At 42.8% G+C, this 25,148-nt stretch carries 18 protein-coding genes; 5 read left to right on the top strand and 13 right to left on the bottom strand.

The genetic code is table 11. The features are described from left to right. Positions 1–5 precede the first annotated feature (5 nt). The 3 genes from nagB (at position 6) to AQPE_RS18290 (ending at position 3,714) form a co-directional block, all read left to right on the top strand. Positions 6–833, top strand: a complete 828-nt coding sequence (nagB, locus tag AQPE_RS18300; RefSeq protein ID WP_318347940.1) for a glucosamine-6-phosphate deaminase — start codon at positions 6–8, stop codon at positions 831–833. A 229-nt stretch (positions 834–1,062) separates the two neighbouring features. Continuing rightward, positions 1,063–1,497, top strand: coding sequence for a hypothetical protein (locus tag AQPE_RS18295; protein ID WP_318347939.1), 435 nt, complete (start codon positions 1,063–1,065; stop codon positions 1,495–1,497). Between the two features lie 195 nt (positions 1,498–1,692). Further along, a complete protein-coding gene (locus AQPE_RS18290; protein WP_318347938.1) occupies positions 1,693–3,714 on the top strand; it encodes a tetratricopeptide repeat-containing sensor histidine kinase in 2,022 nt (673 codons plus the stop codon). Between the two features lie 97 nt (positions 3,715–3,811). Here AQPE_RS18290 and AQPE_RS18285 read toward each other — a convergent pair whose 3' ends face one another. Then, positions 3,812–4,474, bottom strand: coding sequence for a DUF4395 domain-containing protein (locus tag AQPE_RS18285; protein ID WP_318347937.1), 663 nt, complete (start codon positions 4,472–4,474; stop codon positions 3,812–3,814). A 154-nt stretch (positions 4,475–4,628) separates the two neighbouring features. Between AQPE_RS18285 and AQPE_RS18280 the strand changes: the two genes are divergently transcribed. After that, positions 4,629–5,144, top strand: coding sequence for an RNA polymerase sigma factor (locus AQPE_RS18280; protein ID WP_318347936.1), 516 nt, complete (start codon positions 4,629–4,631; stop codon positions 5,142–5,144). Between the two features lie 5 nt (positions 5,145–5,149). Continuing rightward, positions 5,150–5,710, top strand: coding sequence for a hypothetical protein (locus AQPE_RS18275; RefSeq protein WP_318347935.1), 561 nt, complete (start codon positions 5,150–5,152; stop codon positions 5,708–5,710). A gap of 75 nt (positions 5,711–5,785) precedes the next feature. Here AQPE_RS18275 and AQPE_RS18270 read toward each other — a convergent pair whose 3' ends face one another. The 12 genes from AQPE_RS18270 to AQPE_RS18215 all read right to left on the bottom strand — a co-directional run bounded on the left by AQPE_RS18270 (position 5,786) and on the right by AQPE_RS18215 (position 25,026). After that, positions 5,786–9,019, bottom strand: coding sequence for an ABC transporter permease (locus tag AQPE_RS18270; protein WP_318347934.1), 3,234 nt, complete (start codon positions 9,017–9,019; stop codon positions 5,786–5,788). Positions 9,020–9,115: 96 nt separating this feature from the next. Then, positions 9,116–9,664 (bottom strand): DUF1697 domain-containing protein, encoded by a 549-nt coding sequence (locus AQPE_RS18265; protein WP_318347933.1) that lies wholly within the window; start codon positions 9,662–9,664, stop codon positions 9,116–9,118. A 2-nt stretch (positions 9,665–9,666) separates the two neighbouring features. After that, positions 9,667–10,662 carry a virulence RhuM family protein gene (locus AQPE_RS18260; RefSeq protein ID WP_318347932.1) on the bottom strand — a complete coding sequence of 332 codons (996 nt, stop codon included), beginning with the start codon at positions 10,660–10,662 and terminating at the stop codon, positions 9,667–9,669. Then, positions 10,659–11,330: an ABC transporter ATP-binding protein gene (locus tag AQPE_RS18255; protein ID WP_318347931.1), complete on the bottom strand. Its 672-nt coding sequence runs from the start codon at positions 11,328–11,330 to the stop codon at positions 10,659–10,661. Before AQPE_RS18255 ends, AQPE_RS18260 begins: the two co-directional genes overlap by 4 nt. A gap of 144 nt (positions 11,331–11,474) precedes the next feature. Beyond that, a complete protein-coding gene (locus tag AQPE_RS18250) occupies positions 11,475–12,767 on the bottom strand; it encodes a glycosyltransferase family 4 protein (RefSeq protein ID WP_318347930.1) in 1,293 nt (430 codons plus the stop codon). Positions 12,768–12,903: 136 nt separating this feature from the next. Beyond that, positions 12,904–14,001: an outer membrane protein assembly factor BamB family protein gene (locus tag AQPE_RS18245; protein WP_318347929.1), complete on the bottom strand. Its 1,098-nt coding sequence runs from the start codon at positions 13,999–14,001 to the stop codon at positions 12,904–12,906. Positions 14,002–14,056: 55 nt separating this feature from the next. Beyond that, a complete protein-coding gene (locus AQPE_RS18240) occupies positions 14,057–17,425 on the bottom strand; it encodes a polysaccharide deacetylase family protein (RefSeq protein WP_318347928.1) in 3,369 nt (1,122 codons plus the stop codon). A 207-nt stretch (positions 17,426–17,632) separates the two neighbouring features. Further along, a complete protein-coding gene (locus AQPE_RS18235) occupies positions 17,633–18,589 on the bottom strand; it encodes a ThuA domain-containing protein (protein WP_318347927.1) in 957 nt (318 codons plus the stop codon). Between the two features lie 19 nt (positions 18,590–18,608). After that, a complete protein-coding gene (locus AQPE_RS18230; RefSeq protein WP_318347926.1) occupies positions 18,609–20,171 on the bottom strand; it encodes an FAD-dependent oxidoreductase in 1,563 nt (520 codons plus the stop codon). Between the two features lie 39 nt (positions 20,172–20,210). Next, on the bottom strand, positions 20,211–20,588 hold the full coding sequence (locus AQPE_RS18225) for a four helix bundle protein (RefSeq protein WP_318347925.1): 378 nt from the start codon (positions 20,586–20,588) through the stop codon (positions 20,211–20,213). A gap of 159 nt (positions 20,589–20,747) precedes the next feature. Then, the gene (locus tag AQPE_RS18220; protein WP_318347924.1) at positions 20,748–23,105 is read right to left on the bottom strand and encodes an NAD(P)H-dependent oxidoreductase subunit E; all 2,358 of its coding nucleotides are present in this window, start codon (positions 23,103–23,105) and stop codon (positions 20,748–20,750) included. A gap of 61 nt (positions 23,106–23,166) precedes the next feature. Continuing rightward, positions 23,167–25,026, bottom strand: coding sequence for an outer membrane protein assembly factor BamB family protein (locus AQPE_RS18215; RefSeq protein WP_318347923.1), 1,860 nt, complete (start codon positions 25,024–25,026; stop codon positions 23,167–23,169). Between the last annotated feature and the right edge of the window lie 122 nt (positions 25,027–25,148).

Raw genomic sequence — 25,148 nt, 5'->3', positions numbered from 1 at the left:
ATATTATGAGACTTATTATTCAGGACAATTACGAATTAGCATCTAAATGGGCAGCAAACTACATAGCACGGAAGATTATTCTGGCTCAGCCAACTACCGAAAAACCTTATGTATTGGGACTGCCAACAGGCTCGTCGCCGCTGGGCATTTATCGCGAACTGATTAAATTGCACCAGGCGGGAGTGGTTTCGTTTAAAAATGTAGTAACCTTTAACATGGACGAATATGTAGGTATTCCGAAAGATCATCCGCAAAGTTACTATACATTTATGTGGACTAATTTCTTCAGTCATATTGATATTCGTCCTGAAAATGCTAATCTTCTGAATGGGAATGCACCCGACCTCAAAGCCGAATGCCAGGCTTACGAAGATAAAATCAAAACATATGGCGGAATTGATTTATTCCTTGGTGGAATTGGCGCCGATGGGCATGTTGCGTTCAACGAACCCGGATCGTCACTGGCATCGCGAACCCGCGACAAAGAATTGAATTTCGATACCAAAGTAGCCAATTCGCGCTTTTTCGACAACGACGTGAATAAAGTGCCTGACTCTTCGCTTACTGTTGGCGTTGGCACTGTAATGGACTCGAAAGAAGTTTTAATCATTGTAAATGGCTACAACAAAGCCCGCGCGCTACAACATGCCATTGAAGAAGGTGTGAACCACATGTGGACCATCAGTGCCCTGCAACTTCACCCACGCGGAATGATTGTTTGCGATGAACCGGCAACCTACGAATTGAAAGTAGGAACCTACAAGCACTTTAAATCAATCGAAGAAAAAAACCTCAATCCAGACAGTTTGTTAAACTCCGATTTGATTTGGTAAACAACTATTTTTAATTCTACTTTAAAACATTCGAAAAATCTGTCTGTTTTACCCCTGAACCCTGAAGGGAACAGCCAGATTTTTCTCCTGACTCCCTTTAGGGTTGGGGTAAAACAGGAGAAAAATCAAACACCAATGTTAATCTGTTAAAGTAGAATTAAGATTTAGTCAGGGTTTCACTCCAGATGAAACCCCGACTTTTTGTTCCGGAGTTTTAAAACAACTACAGGTGAATAAAAAAATAATCACATTAAATGCCATTTTAGTACCACTTGCCATCATTGCCGGATGGACACTATCGAAAGCATCACTGGTTGGTAAGGTAGGGATCAATGTTTTGCATCGGGAATACCAGTTTTTAAACACCTGGTGGAAAGGATCTTTATTGATCTGGGTTACATGGCTAGTTTTGGAAATCGTTCAATATCAGATTTTAAAAAGATACCGCCGAAGTATTAATCTGACGATCCAGGCTGCTTTTATATTTCTGGCCGTTCTCGGTATGTATTATACTTATTTAGATTTCAAAACATTCTCACACGGAATATTGGGTGATCGTTTTCATATTGGTGGATACCTGTTTTGGATTGGATGGTGCATCATCAGCATCTTTTTCATCAAACTCCGGAACGACGAAATCGCCATTCCGGAAAATCAGCATTGAGATTCTAAAAGTCAGGCTACTCAATCTACCAAATTTAAATACGGTGATTCACTGAATCGTTGGAATCCGGATTCCTTTTAGGTATGTTCACGATCAAACCAAAACCATTAAATTCCAATCGACTAAAATTTACCCCAGACGATTGCCATCTCCAAAAAATATATAATTTTCCGCATCTAAAAAAAGCTTACTCTGATGCGACTTTTATATGTATTTATTGGTCTTTTATTAGCTATAACTACTTCTGCCCAAACTAAAGTGGATAGCTTATTGAGTCTTAGTGAAAAAGCCCGCAATGTCCAAAAGACAACTATTTATTTAGAACTTGTAAATGCTACTGTTAAAGATTCCTCTTTAAGTAATCGATACAATAAAAAGGCATTTGAACTCGCAGTTGCCAACAAACAATTGCCCGAACAAGCCATGTCAGTTTACTATTCAGCGAGAATTCTTTACACGGCCAGAGACTTTACTGAGGCAATAAAAAAATACCAAAAAGCTTTGGAAATGTATCGTCAACTAAACGATACTTCAGGCATGACCAAATGTTACAGATACATTGGCATTTCGAATTTCAATATGTCGAGAAGTAAAGAAGCCATTGCCAGCTATCTTGAAGGAATAAAATTGGCAAAAAGAGATTTGGATTACACCGCCGAACTTCTTGGCAATATTGGATTGGTGCATAACGAGATGGATAATGTGAATGAAGCAATAAGTTATTTCCGGAAAGCATTAAGTATCAACCAATCCATTCACGATACCGCAAGTTTGGCTATTGATTACGATTATCTGGGGGCAACATACAGCCGAATGAAAATGCCAGATTCTTCATTGATTAATTACCATAAAGCACTGTATCTTTTTAAGAAAGTCAGGCAAGATGACCGCTACGCAGTTTCGCTATCGAACATGGCTTGGATTCTGCCAAATTATCCAGATAGCTTAAACAGCGCAATCAACTATTTCAATTTGGCATGGAAAAAATTTCAGGAACTTGGATGGCTTCATTTTGAGCCAAATATTCAGTTTGGAATTGCCAATATTTTAGGAAAACAAGGCAAATTAGATGAATCAATTTCAGCTTACAAAAAGAGCATACAGCTTGCCAATAAATTTAAGCGAGAACTTTTCCTGAAAAAGCAACTTTATCAGGGTTTGTCGGAAGTTTACCAAAAGAAAGGCGATTACAAACATGCCTTAGAATACCGCATTCTATCCTCGCAATACAACGATAGTATAACTGAAAAACAGAAGTTTGATCAAATTGCCAATCTCGAAAAACAATATGAAACTGAAAAGAAACAAAATGAAATTATCAGGCTACAAGCCAAACAGGATTTAACAGATGTTCAATTGCAAAAAAACCGACAGCTCAAGATTCTTGGATTTGTGACGGCTGCATTGCTGCTTATTTTCGTATTTTATGTACTCATCAGGTATTACGACAAAATTAAGTTGAATCAATTACTTGAACAAAAAAACAAAACAATTGAACGGAGCGAAAATGAACTCAGAGTTTTAAATGCTTCAAAAAATAAGTTCTTCTCGATTATTGCGCACGATTTAAAGAACCCATTTCACACGGTGATGGGATATTCGTGGCTCTTGAGTAATGACTATGATCATTTTACTGAAGATGAAAGAAGAAAGTTTGCTTCAGACATACACCATTCAACCAACAATATTTTCCGGTTGCTTCAAAACCTGCTCGAATGGTCGAGATCGCAAACTGGAAGACTAACATTTAGTCCCCGAAACATTGAATTTAAAAAGATCATTGAAAATTCGGTAAGCGTTCTGCGATCTTTAGCCGAACAAAAGAATATCGAAATTAAACTAGAATACGACAATGATCTGATCCTGTTTGCTGACCCGCTGATGATTGAGACCGTACTGAGAAACCTCATTAACAATGCAATTAAATTTACTCCCGAGAACGGGCTGATTGAAGTATCTGCAATTCAAATCACCGATCAAATCAGCATTTGTGTTAAAGATTCAGGAATAGGCATTTCCGAAGAAGATGCACGAAACCTGTTCCGAATCGATTCGACAGTCAAACGAAAAGGAACCAACAACGAAGACGGTTCGGGACTGGGATTAATCCTATGCAAGGAATTTGTGGGTAAACACAATGGTACAATCTGGGTAAACAGTTCTCCAGAAAAAGGGAGCTCATTCTTCTTCACCATTCCTGCCAAAATCTCAGTTTAATGTTTTTTTGAATGTGGTCGTTACAGCAAAAGAAATACCCGCTGCAACCCTCGTCAAAAAAAGGAATCAGCGGGTATTTGACTTAAAATGGCAAATCTTATTTCGATTGAGCCGATTCGATAATTTTAAACAAATCCTGCGGCTTTTCGCTAAACTTCTCCTGAAATAAAGAAACTGACAATGCAATAAAGGCGATAAATCCCAAAACAATAAGGATTTGTGTCCACGATGTTTTCTGAATCTCGTGCCGGTCTTTTATCTCACAAACTTCGCCTGGACAATACCGAGCTTTCTTGCCGTAAAACCAACCATAAAACAGGCATCCCAGGCAAATTCCGAAAGCAGATTCAAATAACAGAAATATCAGGCAGATCAAGCAGATCAAGCCGGTAATTGCACTGTATGAATTGACGAACACAACCAAAACCAACATGATCAATACTAAAACCAGTCCGATTACCCAGGCAAACTTCTTTTGAGCTGCACCCACATATTCTGGGGTCTGTCGGCGAACAATAAGTCGTCCGATGATCAGGGTCGGCGAAAACTTCGGATTGATAAACACACGAATCAGAAAATCGACCAGAAAAACCAAAATAAAATACTTTAGCGAAACAAAACTCCCTTTTAGAATGGCCATCAATACCGACAGAAAAGCCCAAACAAATAATATTCCGGCGGCAGCACGTATTTCCCGTTCGTTTAAAACCGGAATTTCATACCCATCAACATCTTCACCAAATTTAATCACTTTACTCATCGCTAAATAGTTAAAGTTTATACCCTGAATTTTCGACAAAAAAGATACGAAATAGTTTTGAATAAGAGAATCTTCCGGATTGTTAGTGACTTTCGACTACAAAAAATGTAACCAATTTAAATACCGGCTGACTAAATAACAAAAAACACGATTGATGAACGATTCAAAAGAACTACGGTTTAAGCAAATTATTGAAGAAAACAAACTCCGGATCGAGGGTATTTGCCGGTATTACTCGTCAAACCCGGAAGACCGGAAAGATTTGTACCAGGAAATTTTGGTCAACATCTGGAAAAGCCTCGACAAGTTTCGCGGCGATTCGGCCATCAGCACATGGATTTACCGCATTGCCGTGAATACTTCGCTGAGTTTCGCCGGAAAAGCCTACCGAAACATGAACCTGAACCTGGAGCAGACGCCTCAAAGCCTGAACATTTTGCTCGACAACGACGAGCTTGAACTGAAACAGAAAAAAGAACAGCAACTCGAAGCTTTAGAAACCGAACTGAACCTATTGTCGATCATCGACAAAGCATTGATCTCTCTGGTACTCGAAGGCCTCTCAATGCGCGAAATTGCCGACATCATCGGGCTTACCGAGCCCAACGTAAAAGTGAAAATACACCGGGTAAAAGAAACCTTGAAAAAACAATTAAACAGTAAAGCATAACCGACATGACAACAACAATAAATACGCCCAATTTAGACCTGAACCAGCTTATTGAAGGACTGCGCCGCGAAGACGACCGCAACATGCACTTGACCAACCGTTTCAAATGGCTCATGTGGATTTTTGCCCCACTCTATTTTTGCTTTTTTCTTTTCCTGCTTTATGATGGTGAATCCGTGTTGAAGGAAATCGGGTTCTTCTTCTTTTCGGCCAGTTTTCTGTTTTTCGCCCTTATCTTCCGGAATATGAATAACGAATACAAATCGGTTGACTACGGAATACCAACTACCGAAATGCTTCGGAAGGCTGCACAGCGCTACGAAATCTGGCAGACCAAAACGGTAAAAGCCTTGTTCCCCGCGTTACTGGCAGCCATTGGAGTCAGCCTCACCAGCGAAGAAATGATACCAAATATTGATGACACCAAAATAAGAATTGCAGTGGCATTTGTGGCTTACTTGCTGCTTTTGGGCGCTGGATTTGGTATCGGCTTCCTCATCTGGTACAAACGCCAGAAACCCCTTCGCGAACATGCTTTAAGATTATTGGAAGAACTTGAAAAATAAACACATCAATTATAATTCCCCCAGGAATTTAGTCAGGGTTTCACTCCAAAGTGAAGCCCTGACTCTCGTTTAAGCCTATTCATTCCGCAGCGCTTGCACCAAATTCTGTTTAAAAGCCATTCGGATAGCGATTAAACTAAAAATAGTTCCGCTAAAAATAACCAGGATAGAGATGGCAGGCAGCCAAATCCACAATCCGGCATAAAGCGAAGAAAGTAAGGTTGGCAAACCGCTTAGCACAGCGGGAATCAGGCCAATCAATACGGCAACTACCATGAGGAATAACTTTTCGCACATCACCATCCGCTGAATGATCGATTTGGAAAAACCCAGCGAAAGCAACAAGGCGTATTCGGAAATTTGCTCAAAGGTGATCCGGAAAATTAGGATTCCAAGACCGAGTGTGCCGATTAAAAGTCCCAATGCACCCAGCATCAGGAAAATATTCAGGTAAGTATTTTCGATGGTATAAAAATTCAATAACCGATCTGTCGTTTTGCTGATTTCCGGGCCGTAATTACGCATTCCGGTTTGTAAATCGCTTGCAACCGAAGTGGTGTCTGGCGCATCAATCAGGAAAATGTTTGAACCACTCACCGAGGGGAATGCCCGGTTAAAATGATCTTCGGCAATAATCACGTTGCCCTGAAAAACAGAATTAGCCAGTCCGCCCACCAGTTTCAGCTTTAAATTCTTGCCATCCTCAGTTTTATACAGGATGGTATCGCCAATGCTTTTCATCAGTCCCCACTGAATCACGGTTTGGTCGGCAATTGCCGGAATCACATCGTCGGCAAGGGTTTTATTCAGCGTCAGCCACGGATGTTGTGCATCCAGATCGTCGGTTCGTGTGGCAAAAGTAAAAGCACCGCGCCGATCGAAAGCCTCCGGATTACAGGCAATCAAACGAGGCCGCGAAATTTTGTTCAGGTTCAGGCAACTGGCATCGTCGCCCTGTTGCGACTGAAACTGCACCAGCTCTGCACTAGCCGGAATATTCAGGTCTTCCCTGCCTTGCTTGCTGCTGGCGTCAAACAGCACAGGCATGGTTGTTTCCACAAAATAGTCGTATCCGCCAGTTCCCGACGATGGCAATTCAGCATGAGAAGTTAAATCTTTTCGGTTTAGTCCGGTAGACACCACCATAAACACACCCACCGAAAGGAAACTCACGATCATCACATTTCGGCGGCGTTCCCCTGCAATACGTTTCAGCAGAAAGGCTTTCAGCGAAAAATCCATGGCCTTTTCCTGAACTGCCAACCGGCGCATCCAAAAGTCGAAAATCAGGATCAGCCCCGGCAACAAACCAAACCCGCTGATAAAGAACATTTCAGGATTAATTTCGCCACTCCGGAAACCCATTGAAAACAGGATAATGATTGAAAGTGAAATCAGACCCAATCCAATCCAAAGTGATCGGTTTCCACTTTTCACTTTTCCGGCAACCGATTTTCGCTGCAAGGCAATTGCTTCGTTTTTCAGAAAACGACTCAACATCAGCCAAATGGCAATGAAAGACATTGCTGCAATAATCAGGCTTCCCATCATCAGCGAAACCGGACGAATGTATATATCGACAATCGATGTACGCACAATATCGACCCAAATGGTATTAATGGCTTTTAAAATCAAGTGGTTATAGTAGATACCAAACGGTATTCCGAGCAAAATGCCGACCAGTACAAATACCGAAGCTTCGGCCACAAACAGTTTGCGGATGGCCGGAAACGAAAAACCAAGCGCGGTTAATGTTCCGATTTCGGTTTTGCGGAATCCGAGATACAGTTTGAACAACAGGAAAGCCAATAAAACCGAGGCAAACAGCACAAAAAAGCTCAACCCAATAAACAGGCCGCCAAAGTCGGTTCCGCCACTGGCAGCCGCAAGTCCGTCGGTTTTTACATCTTTTACCTCGAAACCCAATTGAGCAGGCAAAAGTCCGGTCAGCAACTGGTTTTCAAGTTCAGCTTTTTTCAATCCATCAACACGAATCGCGGTCGATCGTCCGAAGCGGTTTCCCCATAGTTTTTGCGCCGTTTCTAGCGAAACAAACGCTTTCGGAGTTCCTTTGTATGCTTTCCAGTAATCTTCGTCTTTAGTGCGTATTTTCTTCAAATCCACTGGCACACCGGTTTTCCAGTCGCGGCAATTACCAGCATCCGAAAGTCCGGGAATCACCGGCGCCAGTTGCGGATCGGCCTTCTCTCCTTCTATCCTGAAAATGGAATGAACGATAAACGTAGTGTCTTTCTGAACCAAACGGCGCAACGGCCCCACTTCGAAATACGAAACCTTCACTTTGTCGCCCACTTTTGCCTTTAAATCTTCGGCCAACCACTCGCTGATGTCGATTTGATTTCCGGAGAGATTTGAATCGCTTGTGACAAACGAATACGGTGTTTGCTTGTCGCCCAACGTAAAGTCGTTCACAAAATAACTGAACACGGGCTTCGCGCCAGCTACCGATTTCAGGCTAAATTGTTCCACAACCGGTTCAACAAACACCCGATCCGAAATCAGTTCAGTATAATTCAACTCCTGATTCTCCCTGATTTTCAGGTTTACGTCATCCAATTTCCAGCTTCTTTGTAGATTCTGAACCAGTTCTGTTCCTGAAACACCTTCGGCAACCAACAATACATTGGCTTTTTGCTGAAGTCCCATTTGTTGGTTGAGCCATTCCAAATTCAGGAAAACATTGCGTGGAGCGGATTGTATGTTTCGTAGATTAAAATTTCCCAATTCATCCGTGCTCAGAATTCGGGCAACTTTCACCCGAAACGAAACAGTCGCCTCTTTTTCAGAAACAAAAGGGGTATTGGCCGGAAAGGTATTCAGTTTATCAACCCGAAGTAAAAATTCATCGCCAACCTTTAGCCCCGATAAAGAAGCCAGGTTTTCGTTAATCGCCACCTCATTGTTTTGCAGTTGAAATGCGTCAGGATAATTGGCGAAATTTCCAATCGTCGCGTCAACGCCCCAAACGGCCAACTGATTAATCCGAAGTTCACCACCATCGATCACTCCAAACCCATTGGCGCGAAGCAAAGCCGCAGTTTCGGTGTTGCTTTTCTCGGCTAATTCAGTGGCCAGTTGCTGCCTGAATAGGCGTTCGCTGGCGGTAATTACCTGCGAAGTTTTGCCCAACCGTTGCTCGGTAATTTGCTGCAAACTGTAGCGCACCGAATCACCGATAATGAGTGCACCCACCAGAATGGCAGTACTTAGGGCTATTCCCAAAACGATTGTAAAATTCAGTTTCAGGTAGTGGCGAATAGTTCGGAGTATGTATTTGGTTAGCGACATAGTTTTTGTATTTAATCACGAAGAACACTAAGTTTTCACAAAGGACACAAAATATTTCTTTGAGTTCTTCGTGATCATACTTCGTGGTCTTTGTGTTCATTTATTCATTATCATTTCATTCAGTTGCATTACCGTTTTCCAGTTTCGGGTGGTGGCCTGCGTTTTCAGCTTTGACTCGAAAAAGGAGTTGACCAGCTTCGAAGTTCCATATCCGGCAGCACAAAAGATAAACACATCGCGACCAACTATTTCAAACCGATCGGGCAAATACTGAAAGGTTTTGATCTTCTCCAGCAAGTCAGGCGACGGCAATTCTTTCAGACAAGTCAAATGCAAACGGTCGATGTCTAGGTGTTCTTCGTTCAGAAACGGATTTTTGGCAATCGAATCAGCCCATTCTGCTGCCGTGCGAATCAGCACCGGAATCCCGAAACCAAATGCCTCCGAAAAAGCCTTTTGCAAGCGGGCTTCCAACACAGAAATCGGTTCCGGTTGTTCCAATTCAAAAATCAGGTTGCCGCTTTGAATGTATGTCTGAACATTTTTCAAGCCCAAACTTTCGCACAGTTTTTTCAGGTCGGCCATTGGAACTTTCCGGCCTATCCCAACATTGATTCCACGCAGCAGGACGACATATCGAGACATACTTACTTCTCTCCTTTTATCCGCTTAATTTCCCGATCAAAATCCGATTCATATTCCGAGTCCTGCCTTACTCTGAACTTCTCATACTGGTCATTTGCCAATTTTCTGGCAATCTCTGCCGAGACCGTCCCGGCATTCTTAAGTACCGAATAATCGTTGAATTGCAGAAATGCATCCAATCTATCGACCCAATCTTTCATCTTCATTGAAATCTGTCTGGCAGCCTGATTTTCTGCATAATCCAGATACATGGTAACAATCCGGTTTAACTCCGCTATTTCCTGTTCATTCAGATAATTTTTAGCAACTGAAATGTCCGATTTTAAAATTTTCCCTTGGGGTGAGTTTTTCCAGGTCGTCAAACCCATATTTGAAAGTCCTGCATCAGCTCTTTTTGAAATTATTTCGGCTGCCGTTTGTCCGGTGATCGCCCAATGAAGTTTATTTTGCACAGTTTTGTAAAATGTCACCGTGATTTCAGCTTTGGGGTCATAATCAATGCTGCATTCCGAATAAATGTCGGTAATCTTTTGATAGAACCTGCGTTCGCTCACCCGGATTTCCCGAATCCGCTCCAGCAATTCGTCGAAATAATCCTTGCCAAAAAGTTTTTTACCTTGCTTAAGGCGTTCATCGTCAAGAACAAAACCTTTGATAATAAATTCCTTCAGGGTTTTGGTTGCCCATATACGGAACTGGGTGGCCTGTTGCGAATTGACTCTGTAACCGACCGAAATAATCGCATCAAGACTATAAAATTGTGTATTGTAATTTTTACCGTCAGCCGCAGTTGTTCGGATTTTCCGAACAACTGAATGCTCGACTAATTCCTGGCTAAGAAAAATATTTGACAAGTGTTCGCTAATTGTCGATTTGGCGACACCAAACAACTCGCCCATAGCTTTTTGAGTAAGCCAAACCGTTTCATCCTGAACAATCACCTCCAGCCTCACATCTCCCTGGGGCGTGGTATATAATATGATTTCAGAGTTCATCATGGTTTCGATTCCTGAAGTTTTCCAATTTCCAGCCGATAGATCCGATCCATTTTTCTGGCCACTTCCATCGAATGGGTCACAACAATTAACGTCACTCCTTCTTCCTGATTCAATTCAACCAACAAATCGGTCAGGTTGAAAGCCGATTTCTGATCGAGTGCACCGGTTGGCTCGTCGGCCAAAATCAATCCGGGACGGTTAATCAACGCCCGGGCAACCGCGGTTCGCTGACATTCGCCACCCGAAAGTTCTGAAGGCTTTTGGTGGGTAACTTCAGCCAGTCCCATTCGGGCAATCAGTTTTTGAGCACGTTCCAACGTTTCTTTTCCCTGAAGTTTTTTGTCGGTCAAAGTTGGTAAAAGAATATTTTCGTGCAAAGTGAGTTGCGGCAACAGGTGGTGCATCTGGAACACAAAACCAATTTTCTCGTTACGGAATGCGGCCAGTTGCTGATCAGAAAATGCCGATAGATCCTGACTTTCGAAGAACATTTTGCCCGAATCCGGACGATCCAAAGTTCCGATCAGATTCAGCAATGTAGTTTTGCCAGAGCCCGATGGACCAACAATGGCAATACGTTCTCCGGCTTTAATTTCCAGATCAAGCTGATCAAGTATTGTTCGATCTTTGGAGTAGGATTTCGTTATTTTTTCAAGTTTCAAAAGCATAGTTTATTTTTTTAATGTCCGTCAGCTAAAGCAGACGGCAAAGGATACCATTACAATATAAGTAAAATTGTCACCCCGAATTCCAGCCTGCCGGCTGGCAGGTATTTCGGGGTCTGTTGAATTCCCTGGGATCCTGAAACAAGTTTAGGATGACTTTACTGCGCTTTCATAAACCACCACCATTTTTTTGGCTTGTGCATGAATATCGAAATGGGCTTTTACACCGGCAATTCCAGCAGCGCTTAATTCCTGAAGATGGGCATCGTTGAAAATAAGTTTGCCGAGCGCTTTGGCCAGTAATTCAGGTTTATTTTCGCCATAAATAACTCCGCCACCGCTAAGTTCAATCACTTCAGGAAATGCGCCCAAAGCAGGCTGCACCATTGGAATTCCGGAGGCCATCGCTTCGAGCATATACAAACCGAAAGCTTCGCCATTCAGCACCGGAACCGAAATCAGGCGAACCGAATCGAAGAATTTCTGGCGTTCTTCACCTTCAAATTCATCAACCCAAAATACATCGGCTTCGAGTTTGGCTTTCGCTAGTTTACGTTTTTGGTCTTTAATAAATTGCAGATCATCACCAGTCTTTCCGCCGGTAATTTTAAGCTGAACCGTCGAATATTCAGGATTTTCCCGGAGCAAAATAAAGGCATCAACAAGAACCGCCAAACCGTTTTCGTCACACATACGCGAAAGGTAGCCAATTACTGGTTCTTTCTTCGTAATGGGTTTAGGCGAATAATCAGCCGTATCGACACCCAAATGAACAGTTTGCATTTTCTTTTCAGGAATTGTCATGCGCTGATGGATTTCCGAAGCAAAATAATTGCTGACAGGTATAAACACATCCACATCTTTACCGCGTTCGCTCATCAAATCCCAAACCTCTTTACGGAAATGATCGTCCATAGCATCTACCCAAACATCTTCGTCCTGAAGCGAGCAAACCATTGACACATTCATTCGCTGTTTGATTCGGTGCGCTAGTCCCAACAGCAGTGCGTTCGAGAGGTGAACCACATCGGGTTTGGCCTCATCAGCCAACCAGTCGACCAACCGTTCCAGTTCTTCTTTTTGGCCGCCATCCTCGCCCAGCAACATCGAAATGGTCATTCCTTCCAACCCTTTCGCGCGGGTCGAACCAGCCTTTCGGGCCGCCATTTCCAATACACTTTTCGAGTCAAGCGCATGCTCGACAAACGCAGGCATGTGCCTTAAAATAGGGAATTGTTGTTTCAGGTAAAGGTTCACTGCCCCGTAAAAAACAGGCACCTCGTCCAAATCGTGGGCATCATCGAAAATGGGTAGGTACAGCGGCACTTTGATGACCTGATGCCCCAAATCTCTCAGCGCACGAATGTATTTGCTGTCGCGCATGCAATTTCCGCAGTAGAAACTACCGCCTGAACCCGGAATGATATGTGCGATTTTCATAATAGCCCCTCCAACTCCCCCGAAGGGGAAGAGTAAAAATGCTTTGTTCCATGCTATTCACTAATATATTTGAGATACGTTTCAAAGCTGCATTTTTTAAGTCCTCCCCTTCGGGGAGAGTTTGGGTGGGGCCTCTTTATCCAAAGATATAGATTCTCCCGTCGCCTGCTCCAACCACAATCTTTCCTGAAATTACTGCCGGACTGCCAACAATTGGGCTACCCAATTCGTATTTCCAAAGTTCAGCACCAGTTTTTAGATCATGGATGTACAACATTCCGTCCATGGTTCCGGTAATTACTTTTCCTGAAGCAATCACTGATGACGACTCAACCCGATTGCTGGTTTTAACCTTCCAAACGACTTTCCCATTCGATTTATCAAAACAGTAAATAAATTTATCCTGATTACCAATTACAATGAAATTTCCACTTAAAGCCGGTGACGCAATAAACGGCAGGTTTTTATCTTTTTCGTGATAGATCCATGCGATTTTACCTGCCTCCAGATCGATGCCGAAGAATTTTCCTTCGTAATCGCCCACATAGGCAAACTTACCTTCAATTACAGGCGACGAAGCGATGTAAGTCTCTAAATGAATCTTTTTAAACACCTTTCCTGTCTCGACATTTACAAGATGCAAAAAACCATCGCAACCGCCGAAAACCGCATATTTTCCATACAAAGCAGGAGCTCCGTTGATGTAATTATCCGATTCGTAGCGCCAGATGCTGTCGCCCTTGTCGAAACCGAAGCAATGCAGGTTATAATCGTAACTGCCCACAAACAAACGCACTTTCCCGGCAACTTTCAGCCAGTTGGCCGAACCCATAATCTGGTTATCGGTTTTGTATTTCCAGATTTCCTTGCCAGTTTTTTCATCCAAGCGGTAAAACAATCCATCGAGCTGACCAAACAACACCGATCCATCCATGACCAATGCTGGAGCCTCGATTGAATTTCCGGAAGCGAATTTCCATTTCAGCTTTCCGTCGAAACCAATCGCATACATCGTTCCATCGGTCGATCCGCAAAATATGGTTTGCCCATCCACTACTGGTGTGGCTTTTATATCATCACCGGTTTGATATGAAGTAAGTAATTTTGGCTTTTCCGGAATGCTGGCAGAAGTGGCACCTGTAAGCTGTTGATTGCCACGAAAAATAGTCCAGGGTTGCGCTGATGTTTCAAGAACGAAAAAACTACAAAAAATGAGAATTTGGAAAAACTTCATACTGAATAACTGTTTTAGGCTTTGTCTCAAAGTTATAAAATTAAAGAATACTTACCTATTGTGCCATTTCCACACTTCCTGTCCGTTTCAGAAAACCCCATGCTGCAAGTTCACCTTTCAGTGCCCGAACATAACCTTTCACCAAAACATACCATAAAAGCTGACGGTAAATGATTCGCTGCAAAAACAGATTACCAGCTACACGCAGGGTAAACTTTTCGCCATCGAACCGAAAAGCAAGAATTGAAATGCCTAAATCCAATGCATAGTAAGCAAAATAAAGCAACACGATTATCCCACCTTTTGGCATAAAAATCGAAATCAACAGGGTGATGTCAACTAAAGGTGATAAAAGCGGCAAGATGAGCTGGAATATCAACATATTGGGCAGAACAATCCACCCCAGGTTAGGATTCCGGCGCACAAAAAGATTGCCCCGATGTTTCCAGAACGACTGCATAATTCCAAATGTCCAGCGAAAGCGCTGTTTGAGCAACATATGCAAAGTTTCCGGCACCTCAGTAAAAGCGAGGGCTTCGTTGCAGGTTCGCACTTTATAACCTGCACTTAGCAAACGTAATGTCAGGTCACAATCTTCGGCAAGCGTATCGGTGGTAAACATTCCAACTTTCATTACGGCGTCACGTCTAAAAGCGCCAATAGCACCGGGAACCACCATAATGGCATTCACAACGTCGTAACCACGCCTGTCGAAATTCTGGCTGGTAATGTATTCGATCGATTGCCAGCGTGTCAACAGATTCTTACGGTTCCCGACTTTCACGTTTCCGGCCATTGCTGCCACTTTAGGATCGTCAAAACCGGCGACCATCCGGGAAATAGCATCCGGATTAAGCACCGTATCAGCATCGATACACACCAAAATATCGCCAGTAGCAAATCCGATTCCATAATTCAAGGCAGAAGCTTTGCCTCCATTAGGCTTGGTAAGCGCTTTAACTTTTGGATGATCGCCATAAAGCGATTGTATATTCCCGAAGGTATTGTCTTTCGAACCATCATCAACAAACACAATTTCAATATCCGGATAATTGGAAAGAAGAAGGTTTTCGACTGTTTTAGGCGCCGTAATTTCTTCGTTATAACCCGGAACAATTACACTCACTTTGCGATTTCCAGACACAATTGGATTTGCCCCCAGTTTCTTTGATTTTCTTCGTTGACGAATCGCCAGAATGGCAATACTTTTCAGCTTTAGCAGCGAAAGGATCATTGCCAGAAAGAAAATAGCTGACACCACGCGATTGAAATAATAACCCGTTTTAAAAACGGTTGCATCAGCCGTTTGAAGGTATTTATTGAATGAACCAACAGCCTGTGGCATAATGTCGTCGCGCTTTTTATCCATTAACGATGCAAGGCTCACAAACTGATAACCATGCATTTTATAATATTCAATGATTCGGGGCAATGCGGCAACTGTTTGTTCCCGCTCTCCTCCTGCATCATGCAACAATATAATGTTTCCTAGTCCGCTCTGCCTTTCAGCCCTGGCAACAATCGTGTCAGCCGAAACGCCCTCTTCCCAGTCGCGAGGATCGATTGAAGAACCAATGGTCAAATATCCTTCCTGTTTGGCGGTATATATTGGACGTATCTGAATCGGATTTGTCGGTTCAGCATCGGTGTCGTATGGTGGACGAAACAAGGTAGTCGCATGGCCGGTTATACTTTCAATGATGTATCCTGTTGACCGCAACTCAAGTTTCAATCGATCGTCTGATGCCAGAGTCAGATTCGGATGCAAAAAGGTATGATTGCCAATCTCGTGGCCTTCGCGATAAAGACGCTTTACCAAAGGAAGATTCTGTTCAGCATTAATTCCGGTTACAAAAAAGGCAGCCGGAACTTTGTATTCGCTAAGAATATCCAGAATACGTGGAGTGTAGCGTTCATCTGGACCATCGTCGAAAGTAAGCACAATCTGCTTTTTCTTCTCACCAGCTTTGTTAATCACATATCCTGAAGGCAAACTGATATATTCTTCTTCGGCCACCAGGTTGTCGGCTTTATTGTATTCAATATTGAATTTTCCGGGATGAGGTACAGAGAGGATATTCAGCACTTCACCAGCGCCAACATAATCAACGCTATACGACGACTGTTCATCTTGGAGCAAATTCACATCGAAAGACTTATTCGTGAGGGTCGCGGCTGAAAGATCTTCGCTATAGAATTTCCACAATCGCGGATCTTCAGAACCTAACCGCCATATAGCCACTCCTGAAGTTTCGAAATTGGCGGCTGTACGCATGCCGTTAAAAGCTGTTGCAGCATCGGCAAAATAAACATGATGAACCTTATCGTTATCATCGTAGTAAGTGTAGTCAAGGTTGTAGGTATTGTTATCATACTTCACTTTACCTTCACTTTCGAGCGCCGTTGAAATCGCTTCCTGATAAGTCACATCTTCGCCCTGAAAACCATCCTGCCAATCGTACCCGAAAGCAGCAAGACAAAGTACCACTTTATCAGACGGAACTTTCTTACATAAATCGCCCAAACCTGCTTCGAGCCACGTTTGAGCCGCTACAGGCCCAGCCTCGGATGTTGAGTTGTGCTGATCGTAACCCATCAGGAACAGGAAATCAGTGTACTTTGCCAGTTCAGTCACATTGTAATCTTCGTTAAACGGAGCAATATCCTGGGTGACCAAATAACCTCTGCTACTCAATTCGTGATGCAATTCTTTCATGAAAGTAACAAGGTACTCATCGGTTTTTTCATCTGTCAACTCCTCGAAGTCGATGTTTACCCCATTAAACTTGTATTTATCCAGAACATCGATCAGGCTTTTAATCAATTTTGCACGTCTCTCAGGCGAAGTGATGATGCGATGTACATTCTTCCCGTTCCACACATTTTTAAAATAGTTCGACAGCATGGGAACAATGGCCAAATGATTTCGTCGCATAATTTCGAGTGCCGATAAATCAATATCAGTAGAAACCACATCTGCTGTATCCTGAATAAATAACCATTCAGGAAGAATCATATTCATTTTCGAAGCATTCTGATCAAGCGAATATTTCGATTGAATATCCCAGTTCACATAAAACCCGGCACGAACAGGCATGTATTTTCTGACTTCGCCCGGAATAACTTTATCTTTCTTGTAAAAATTATGCTCCTTACGGGTGCGTGCTTCCAATGCCAATTTCTTGAAGTGCTCGCTCTCCGCAACCTGCAAATCAGCACTGTTGTATTTCAGATTTTCGTTCTGAGAAAGCATCAGATGCTCATGCAAAGAAGGAAGTTTAAAAACTTGTTTGTGCAACAAAGAAAACGACAGGCAAACAACACCTATAAGAATTAAAACAGTTAGAATTTTAACTCCCCATAAAAATCGTTTCCATCGGGAAGAATTGGTGGAGTAAAAAACCGGTTTTGATGACGTTTCCATAACTTTTTTCTGAATGGAATTTATGATTTTGATTTTTCAGATAAGAACCCAATTTTAACTTCAAGGTTTTACAATTAAAGTTAAAGTTTCTTAACGGAATCGCCTTATTTTACTGGTTCTTCTTTGAATTAATGTTATGCCAATAAAACGGGAAAAACGTACAGAATCAATGCCCAAATCAAAAAGAAAGTTATAAAGAAACTCGTCTTATTTTTTCAGCACAAATTTTCTGATGGTTGACTCTTCTGCAGTAGGAAAATCAGAGGGAACAGCCTGCGTAACTTTACCGGTTGCCGCCCATTCAACTCCACGCAAAAAAGTAGTGATGAATCCTACACTTTCGCATGAATAATCGTCGTGCCCAAGGGTAGTATGAAAAATACGGCCTTTTCCATAAGTCAACGCCATAAGCATAGGCTCGTTTCTGTCGGTTGGAGCTTTTCCCGACATATCTTTTCCGGTAGCCAGAATGATCATGTTCTCACCCGGACCACGTAATTTTGCATAACATTCGTCCTTAGCTGTTAACCAAACCTTAGGCAACCCTTTTGTAATTGGATGGTCGGCCACACGAATGGTAACCGGAATGATATGTTGTGGCCCATGCGCTCCGGCGCTACCTGGCGAAGTATCGCGAACCAATTCGCCATCGTTGGAATAATAAACATACGGCCCATCTTTTTCGGTCCGGTCGCCCCAACCACCAAGGCCAATCATTTTGTTATACTCCAACCAGTTTGGGAACGAGTTATCAGCAGCATGTACCGAAACAAAACCGCCACCATCCTTCATAAATTTTTCAAGAGCTTTTTGTGTAGCTTCGGGCCAATCGGCAGCTCGCCAACCAAAATTAGAAACGACCACATCGTATTTTTTGAACGACAAAACAAAATCCGGATCAGTTTTTGGCTCTTTCAAATCTTGTGTTTCGCCCACACCGGCCAATGGCAGATAATCTTTTTCCCGTTCGCCCATCCAGGTAAACTTTGTGCGTTTGATGTCTACCGAAAACAAACCTGTTTCTTCCAGATACTGTTTCATCATGATCGTAGATTTGGGCCAAACCTCGTGATTATTCTGGCCGTCAACAATGAGTACTTTTATTTTCGCTTCCGAAGAAAGCGACAACAACAGAATACAAACAATACTTAAAGTGGTTTTCATAGAATGGTATTTAGGTAGTTTAGATTTGTTCCTCATTATTATACATGGCAAGTGCACCCGTTGGACAAGCTTTGGCAACAATTGATGCAGTTTTTTCTAATCCTTTCTGAACGCTTTCGTTAAACGGCACACCTACTTTTACATCGAACCCACGGCCAATAAATGTAAATCCAAATTCTTCCTGATGATTCCGGGTCAAACGGACACAAATGCCACATTTGATGCACTTTGAAGGTTCGTAAACAATTCCTTCGCGGTGAATGAATTTTTCTACATCAAACCGTTTTTCGCCCTGAAATCTCTTTTGTTCAGCATGATAACGGTCAGACAATTCGCGCAATACACACGATTCCGGATTGCGGCAATCGCAGTGCATACAGCGTTTGGCTTCACGGATTGCTGCTTCTTTAGTAAATCCAGATTGATCAGCTTTTTGTCGCGGTGCATTTTCCGAATCCTTTTGATATTGAATAAATTCAGACTCAGCCAATCTTCCAAATTTGGAATTAAACCGCTCTGGGTAACCCTTTATTTCTGAAGTCTTAAAATAATTATCGATCACAGTTGCCACTTCTTTTCCCTGCCCGACCGAGCGAACCGCCATTTTTGAATACCTGACAGAATTTCCGACAGCAAAAACATTCGGAATCGAGGTCTGGTAACTGGTTTTATCAGCAATGACTCCGGTGTTGTTAGTCCGTAATCCGTAATCGTACGTATCTTCTTTAACTGCCCCAAAGGCTACGACAACTGCATCAAACTCCTTCTGTAATTCTAAAAACCGAAACTCATTAATCGTTTCATTCAACCGAAGCTGAACTCCTTTTGCAACTATTTGAGCTACTTCCTGATCAATGATTTCAGCAGGTAATAGTTGCTTATCAATCTGTAACAATTCGCCGCCGGCACGATCATTCTTGTCAAAAACTACAGCCTGATGCCCTTTAATCTGCAAATAATAAGCCGCAGCCAATCCGGCTGGGCCAGCGCCAATAACAGCTACTTTTTTGCCTGAAAGTTTGGCCAGTTGCGGCTTATACGGTTTTTCACTTTTCAAATCTTCGTCGCCTACAAATCGTTTCAGCAAACAAATTGAAACTGCTTCGTCAACCTGTTTACGGCGACAACCAGATTCGCACGGTGCAGGACAAATTCGGCCCAAAATAGAAGGTAATGCAATGTCGCGCTTTACCACTTCCAGCGCCTTAGCAAAATCACCTTTGGCAATCAGTCGGTTCATCAACGGAATATTCATGTGAGCCGGACAAACCAATTGGCACGGAGCCTCGCAGTCGCCAACATGTTCGCTCAAAAGCAACTCAAGCGCTGCTTTCCGCGATTCGATGGTTTCCTCATCATTAGTAATAATGGATTGACCTTCAAAGACAGGTGTGGAACAGGATGCAAAAAAACGTCCGTTCTTAGCGTCTTTCACCAGGCAAATCATGCACGAGGTGAAATGCTCCGTTCCCTCCAAATAGCACATGGTCGGAATCTCAATTCCAGCCGACTGTGCTGCCTGCCAGACTGAAGTGCCGGAAGGAACTTCAACGGAGCGATTATCTATGGTTAATTTTATCATTTAAAAAATTGTTGCGAGTTACGTGATTCGAGTTGCGGGTTATGGGTTACGAGTTGATTTCCAGTTTTCTTCGACATACTGAATAAACTTATTGATTTTAGCACCCAAAACTTCATACTCCTCAAGTAAATTGTTTAAGTCTTTATTTTCAAAATAGATTTCATTGATCATCGTCAATTGCGAAATTGCTTCATCACATGATGAATGCGCAAAAACCAGAAAGCGAACAAATTCATCTTTATACCTTCTTCTGCCAAAACCTTCAGCAACATTATCTTTAATGCTTTTTGATGATCTTCGAACCTGACTTCCTTGCTCATAAAGCTCATATTTAGGCAATGTCATTGTCATTTTATGAACATCGATTGCCAATCGGTAAGACAGGTTGTAAATATCAAGATCCTTGTAGTTGTTCATATTTCTTAATTGTTGCGAGTTTCAAGCTTCGGATAAAAAACTCATCACTAATTATTTAAAAAAAAATATTATCAATATTCTCATTATATGACTACCAAATCATTTTAACTACAATCTTTGCGACCGACAACTCGTAACCCGTATCACGCAACCCGTAACTCAAACGATCTCCACCGCATCAACCGGGCAAACTACACGGCAGGCATCACACTTGATACAAAGATCAGTAATAACTTCGTGCTTTTCGTGCGGCTTAAACAGAATGGCTTCGGTTGGGCATTTCTGTGCACATTTAGTACAGCCGATGCACAAATCGTTGATCTGATATTTAATCAGGCTTTGACATTTACCCGATGGGCATTTGCCATTGATGTGAGCCAGATATTCTTCCCTGAAATATTTCAGCGTCGATAGAATTGGATTTGGAGCTGATTTTCCCAATCCACACAAACTTCCTTTTTTAGTCCAGCTTGCAAGGTATTCCAATTCATCCAAATCCTGTAACTTTCCTTTACCTGAAGTGATCTTATTCAGGATTTCAAGCATTCGTTTGGTTCCGACCCGGCAGAACGTGCACTTTCCGCAGGATTCGTTTTGCGTGAAAGACAGAAAATAGCGGGCAATATCTACCATGCAATCATCTTCGTCCAATACAACCAAACCACCAGAACCCATCATCGCGCCAACTTTCAGGAGCGATTCGTAATCGATTGGCGTATCGTACAACTCAGCAGGGACACAACCTCCGGAAGGCCCACCAATTTGCACCGCTTTAAATTTTTTGCCATTCTGAACACCGCCGCCAATTTCTTCCACAATCTGACGAACGGTAATTCCCATCGGTACTTCAATCAATCCACCCCGATTCACCTTTCCAGCCAATGCAAATACCTTTGTGCCTTTGCTCTTTTCACTTCCGATGCCAGCAAATTTAGCTGATCCTTCGCGAATGATGTAGGAGACTTGCGCAAAAGTTTCGGTATTGTTGATCAGTGTAGGCTGCTTCCACAAGCCACTCACTGCAGGAAACGGAGGACGAATACGCGGGAAACCACGCTCTCCTTCTATAGAAGCCATCATGGCCGATTCTTCGCCGCACACGAAAGCGCCAGCCCCTTCATAAATGGTCATATCGAATGAGAATCCGCTTCCCAAAATATTTTCGCCGAGGTAATTATTTTCCCTACAATAAACCAGTGCCTGACGAATCCGTTTTACGGCCAAAGGGTATTCGGCACGTATGTAGAAAAATCCCTGCGTGGCACCAACCGCCTTAGCAGCAATAACAGCGCCCTCGATTACCCGGTACGGATACGATTCGAGCAACATCCGATCCATAAATGCTCCCGGGTCGCCCTCATCACCATTGACAATCAGGTATTTTACATCCGAATGATTATAAGCCACCAAATCCCATTTCATCCCTGTCGGGAAACCAGCTCCTCCCCTTCCCCGCAAACCGCTGTCTTTAATGGTTTCAATAATCTTTTCCGGAGAAAGATCGAACAAACAGGTTTTCATGGCCTCGAAGCCCTCGTGCTTTTTGTATTCTTCCAGATCAAGCGGATTGATAATTCCACGGTATTGCGTTGCAATCGGGATTTGGCGATCCAGAAAATCGGACACCGCCTTTTCGCGGGCATCAATCGAATATTGCTTTACGCCATCCCAAACCGTATCGGTCTGCACGCTTTCAAAGAACTTATAAACGCTACTTTTCAGCATTCCAAAAGTACTTTGAGGTTTAAAATGGTTGGCAATAATCCCCTGTATTTCTTCGGGTTTTACCTTGGCATACAAAATTGATTTTCCACCCTTTGGAATAATTTCGACCAATGGAACCTGATGACACATACCAACGCATCCGACATTTTTCAGACTGATATGAATTCCGGTGTCGGCAATTGTTTCCTCAACCGCCTTTTTTACATCTTCACTTCCTGAAGCTACACAGCAAGAACCCAACCCCAATCGGATTTCGCCCTGAATTTCTTCTCCGTCAACATTTCTGAAAAGTCCTTTTTTACTACTCGAAATTCCGGCATGCTTCTCGAAATCGGCCAGTACATTTCCAACTTTGTCTGAAGCCACATGCCCGTAAGTAATTTCATCGATCTGAACCACCGGAGCCAAGGTACAACAACCGAGACACGATACTTTTTCGATGGTATATTTTCGCGAAGCATCCGTTTCTTCGTGCCCAGTCAGGTTAAAATGACGACGAAAAGCATCGTAAACCTGCCCGGCGCCTTTCACATGGCAAGCAGTTCCAACACAGACTTTGATGATGTGCTCACCAACAGGTTGCATTCGGAACTGCGAATAAAACGAAGCCACTCCTACAATCTGTTCCGGGGTGATTTCAGTTTTTTTGCAGACGTATTTCAAGGCTTCCTCCGGAAGATAATTGTATGTATTTTGAATCGCCTGCAAAATTGGAATGACGGACTTTCCTTTCACCCCTTTTTCAGCGATAATATCGTCAACGGTTTGTTGTATGTTTTTTGATTCGCTCACTTTTTGTTTTATTTATTATCCTGTCCGTCAGCTAAAGCCAACAGGCATATAGCCATATTTACTATTTACCCAGACAATACAGATTATTCATCCCTCGTAAATACACCCTTCCATCTTGGAAAACAGGCGAGCAAACCGCTTTCTCACCCAATTCGGGAGTTCCGATTAGCTGATAATCTTTGGATGCTTTTACAATATGCGTTTTACCTGTCATGTCAGTAATGTAAACTTTTCCATCGGCATAAACCGGTGACGAATAAAAGGCATCGCCATATTCCTGACTCCAGTTTTTGGTACCGGTTTTGGCATCGTAACAGGCCAAAACGCCATAAGTCGTCGCGATAAACAAAAGCCCGTTTACTGCCATAGGACTCGAAACTTCCGGCAAAAACTCATCGGCTTCCCAGACAATTTCAGGAGTTCCACCACCAATTTTTATTCCTACTAATTTGGCATATTCGTTGGCGGCAAACACCATTCCGTCGGCATAGCCGGCTGATGGCCCAACTTCTCCGGAAAGACAAGCAATGTTCCAAAGTTCCTTGCCTGTTTGAGGGTCGTAACCATTCACATTCGGATTGGTGGTCAGGATTACTTCAGTGCGGCTTCCGGTATTGACTAATATTGGTGAAGACCATGAAATTTTTGAATTCCTGGCTGTTTCCCAGGCAGTTGTTCCAGTCTGTGCGTCTAATGCAATTAATTTTCCTGACTTGTTGGTATCGTATTGAATCAACAATTTGTCTTTATAAACTATTAGAGATGAGCCGTGACCGTAGTGATTATCCGGAACACCCAAATTGCGAGCCCACAAACGTTTTCCGGTCATATCAAGGGCAATTACATCGCCGGTGGCGAAAATGGCAAACACAGATCGGCCATCGGTAGCCATTGTTGGAGCCGCCAACCCAGTATCGGCAGTTACTTTTGGCATTTTGGCCGGTGAACCTTCGATGTTGTCAGCGGCAGCTTCCCAGAGTAATTTACCTGAAGTTTTATCGTAGCAATAAACCACCCGCGACTGAGCATCAGCACCAGTAACAAATAACTGATTTCCCCAAATAATCGGCGAGCTGAACCCCGCTTTCGGAATTTTAACTTTCCAGATTACATTTTTACCACCGGCACCATTCCAGTCGGTTGGCGTATTTTTCTGAAAAGCAACTCCATCACCTTGCGGCCCACGGAAAAAAGGATAATTGGCTTTCAATTCTGCCTGAGTTGGTAATCCGGCAGGTTTTGCAGCTACGGCGACTGCAGGAACAACAGCAGCATCTGTAGTTTCAGCAGGAACATTTGACGGGGCAACATTCTCTGTGGTTGTTGGGACAGCAACTGAAGCAGCTTGATCGACCGGAGTACTAGCCTGTTCCTGAATTGCTGGATCAACGGCTGTTTCAACAGGTTTTTCTTCCTGAACAGCAATATTTTCATTCACCATGTAATCTTTGAGTGAATTGGAAGCCAGAAATCCGGAACCAAGCGCAATCACAATTAATCCTGAACCAACATAAATGACCCATTTTTGCGCCACCAATTTGTCCAGTTCATTCACTTTTTCGACACTATCAATTTCGTTCAGTTTCGATTTTGCAGCCAAAATATAGCGTATCGCCAAAATCGAAATGATTACTCCAAAAAACATCAGGTAGATACCTGTGCGGATTTGCCATTGACTGGTAAAATAGGCTTTCCTTGCCATCAGATCGAATGCACGAATCTCCGTTTTCAACGTTTCGTCGCCCGGATTTTCGCTGAGCCGTTTGACAAGCTCCGGAATGGTTTTGTTGTCAATGGGTTTGTTCAACTTTGTTTGCGCAAAGTTGGCAATCAGCAAAACCGCCATGATCAGTGCAAATCCAGCTGCAATCCAGGCAATGCGCTGCGCCAGTTTGATTTTATCGCTTTTTGAGATGTTCATTATATTAGGAATTCAGATATTTTTAAATCATTTTTAATGTTTCCATGTCCGTCAGCTAAAGCAGACGGCAAAGGATAAATCGCAAATATTATAGCGTCCTCCAGATTTTCTTACTCTTTGCT

It is taken from the genome of Aquipluma nitroreducens (assembly GCF_009689585.1).
Lineage (GTDB): Bacteria > Bacteroidota > Bacteroidia > Bacteroidales > Prolixibacteraceae > Aquipluma > Aquipluma nitroreducens.
This window is presented reverse-complemented; position numbering and strand designations above follow the sequence as displayed.

What these genes read in the sequence shown, in the direction of transcription:
- AQPE_RS18260 (WP_318347932.1), bottom strand. Translation starts at nt 10,662, where the DNA reads ATGATGAACTCTGAAATCATATTATATACCACGCCCCAGGGAGATGTG.
- nagB (WP_318347940.1), top strand. Translation starts at nt 6, where the DNA reads ATGAGACTTATTATTCAGGACAATTACGAATTAGCATCTAAATGGGCA.
- AQPE_RS18275 (WP_318347935.1), top strand. Translation starts at nt 5,150, where the DNA reads ATGACAACAACAATAAATACGCCCAATTTAGACCTGAACCAGCTTATT.
- AQPE_RS18255 (WP_318347931.1), bottom strand. Translation starts at nt 11,330, where the DNA reads ATGCTTTTGAAACTTGAAAAAATAACGAAATCCTACTCCAAAGATCGA.
- AQPE_RS18215 (WP_318347923.1), bottom strand. Translation starts at nt 25,026, where the DNA reads ATGAACATCTCAAAAAGCGATAAAATCAAACTGGCGCAGCGCATTGCC.
- AQPE_RS18280 (WP_318347936.1), top strand. Translation starts at nt 4,629, where the DNA reads ATGAACGATTCAAAAGAACTACGGTTTAAGCAAATTATTGAAGAAAAC.
- AQPE_RS18240 (WP_318347928.1), bottom strand. Translation starts at nt 17,425, where the DNA reads ATGGAAACGTCATCAAAACCGGTTTTTTACTCCACCAATTCTTCCCGA.
- AQPE_RS18290 (WP_318347938.1), top strand. Translation starts at nt 1,693, where the DNA reads ATGCGACTTTTATATGTATTTATTGGTCTTTTATTAGCTATAACTACT.
- AQPE_RS18285 (WP_318347937.1), bottom strand. Translation starts at nt 4,474, where the DNA reads ATGAGTAAAGTGATTAAATTTGGTGAAGATGTTGATGGGTATGAAATT.
- AQPE_RS18225 (WP_318347925.1), bottom strand. Translation starts at nt 20,588, where the DNA reads ATGAACAACTACAAGGATCTTGATATTTACAACCTGTCTTACCGATTG.
- AQPE_RS18270 (WP_318347934.1), bottom strand. Translation starts at nt 9,019, where the DNA reads ATGTCGCTAACCAAATACATACTCCGAACTATTCGCCACTACCTGAAA.
- AQPE_RS18230 (WP_318347926.1), bottom strand. Translation starts at nt 20,171, where the DNA reads ATGATAAAATTAACCATAGATAATCGCTCCGTTGAAGTTCCTTCCGGC.
- AQPE_RS18235 (WP_318347927.1), bottom strand. Translation starts at nt 18,589, where the DNA reads ATGAAAACCACTTTAAGTATTGTTTGTATTCTGTTGTTGTCGCTTTCT.
- AQPE_RS18265 (WP_318347933.1), bottom strand. Translation starts at nt 9,664, where the DNA reads ATGTCTCGATATGTCGTCCTGCTGCGTGGAATCAATGTTGGGATAGGC.
- AQPE_RS18250 (WP_318347930.1), bottom strand. Translation starts at nt 12,767, where the DNA reads ATGAAAATCGCACATATCATTCCGGGTTCAGGCGGTAGTTTCTACTGC.
- AQPE_RS18245 (WP_318347929.1), bottom strand. Translation starts at nt 14,001, where the DNA reads ATGAAGTTTTTCCAAATTCTCATTTTTTGTAGTTTTTTCGTTCTTGAA.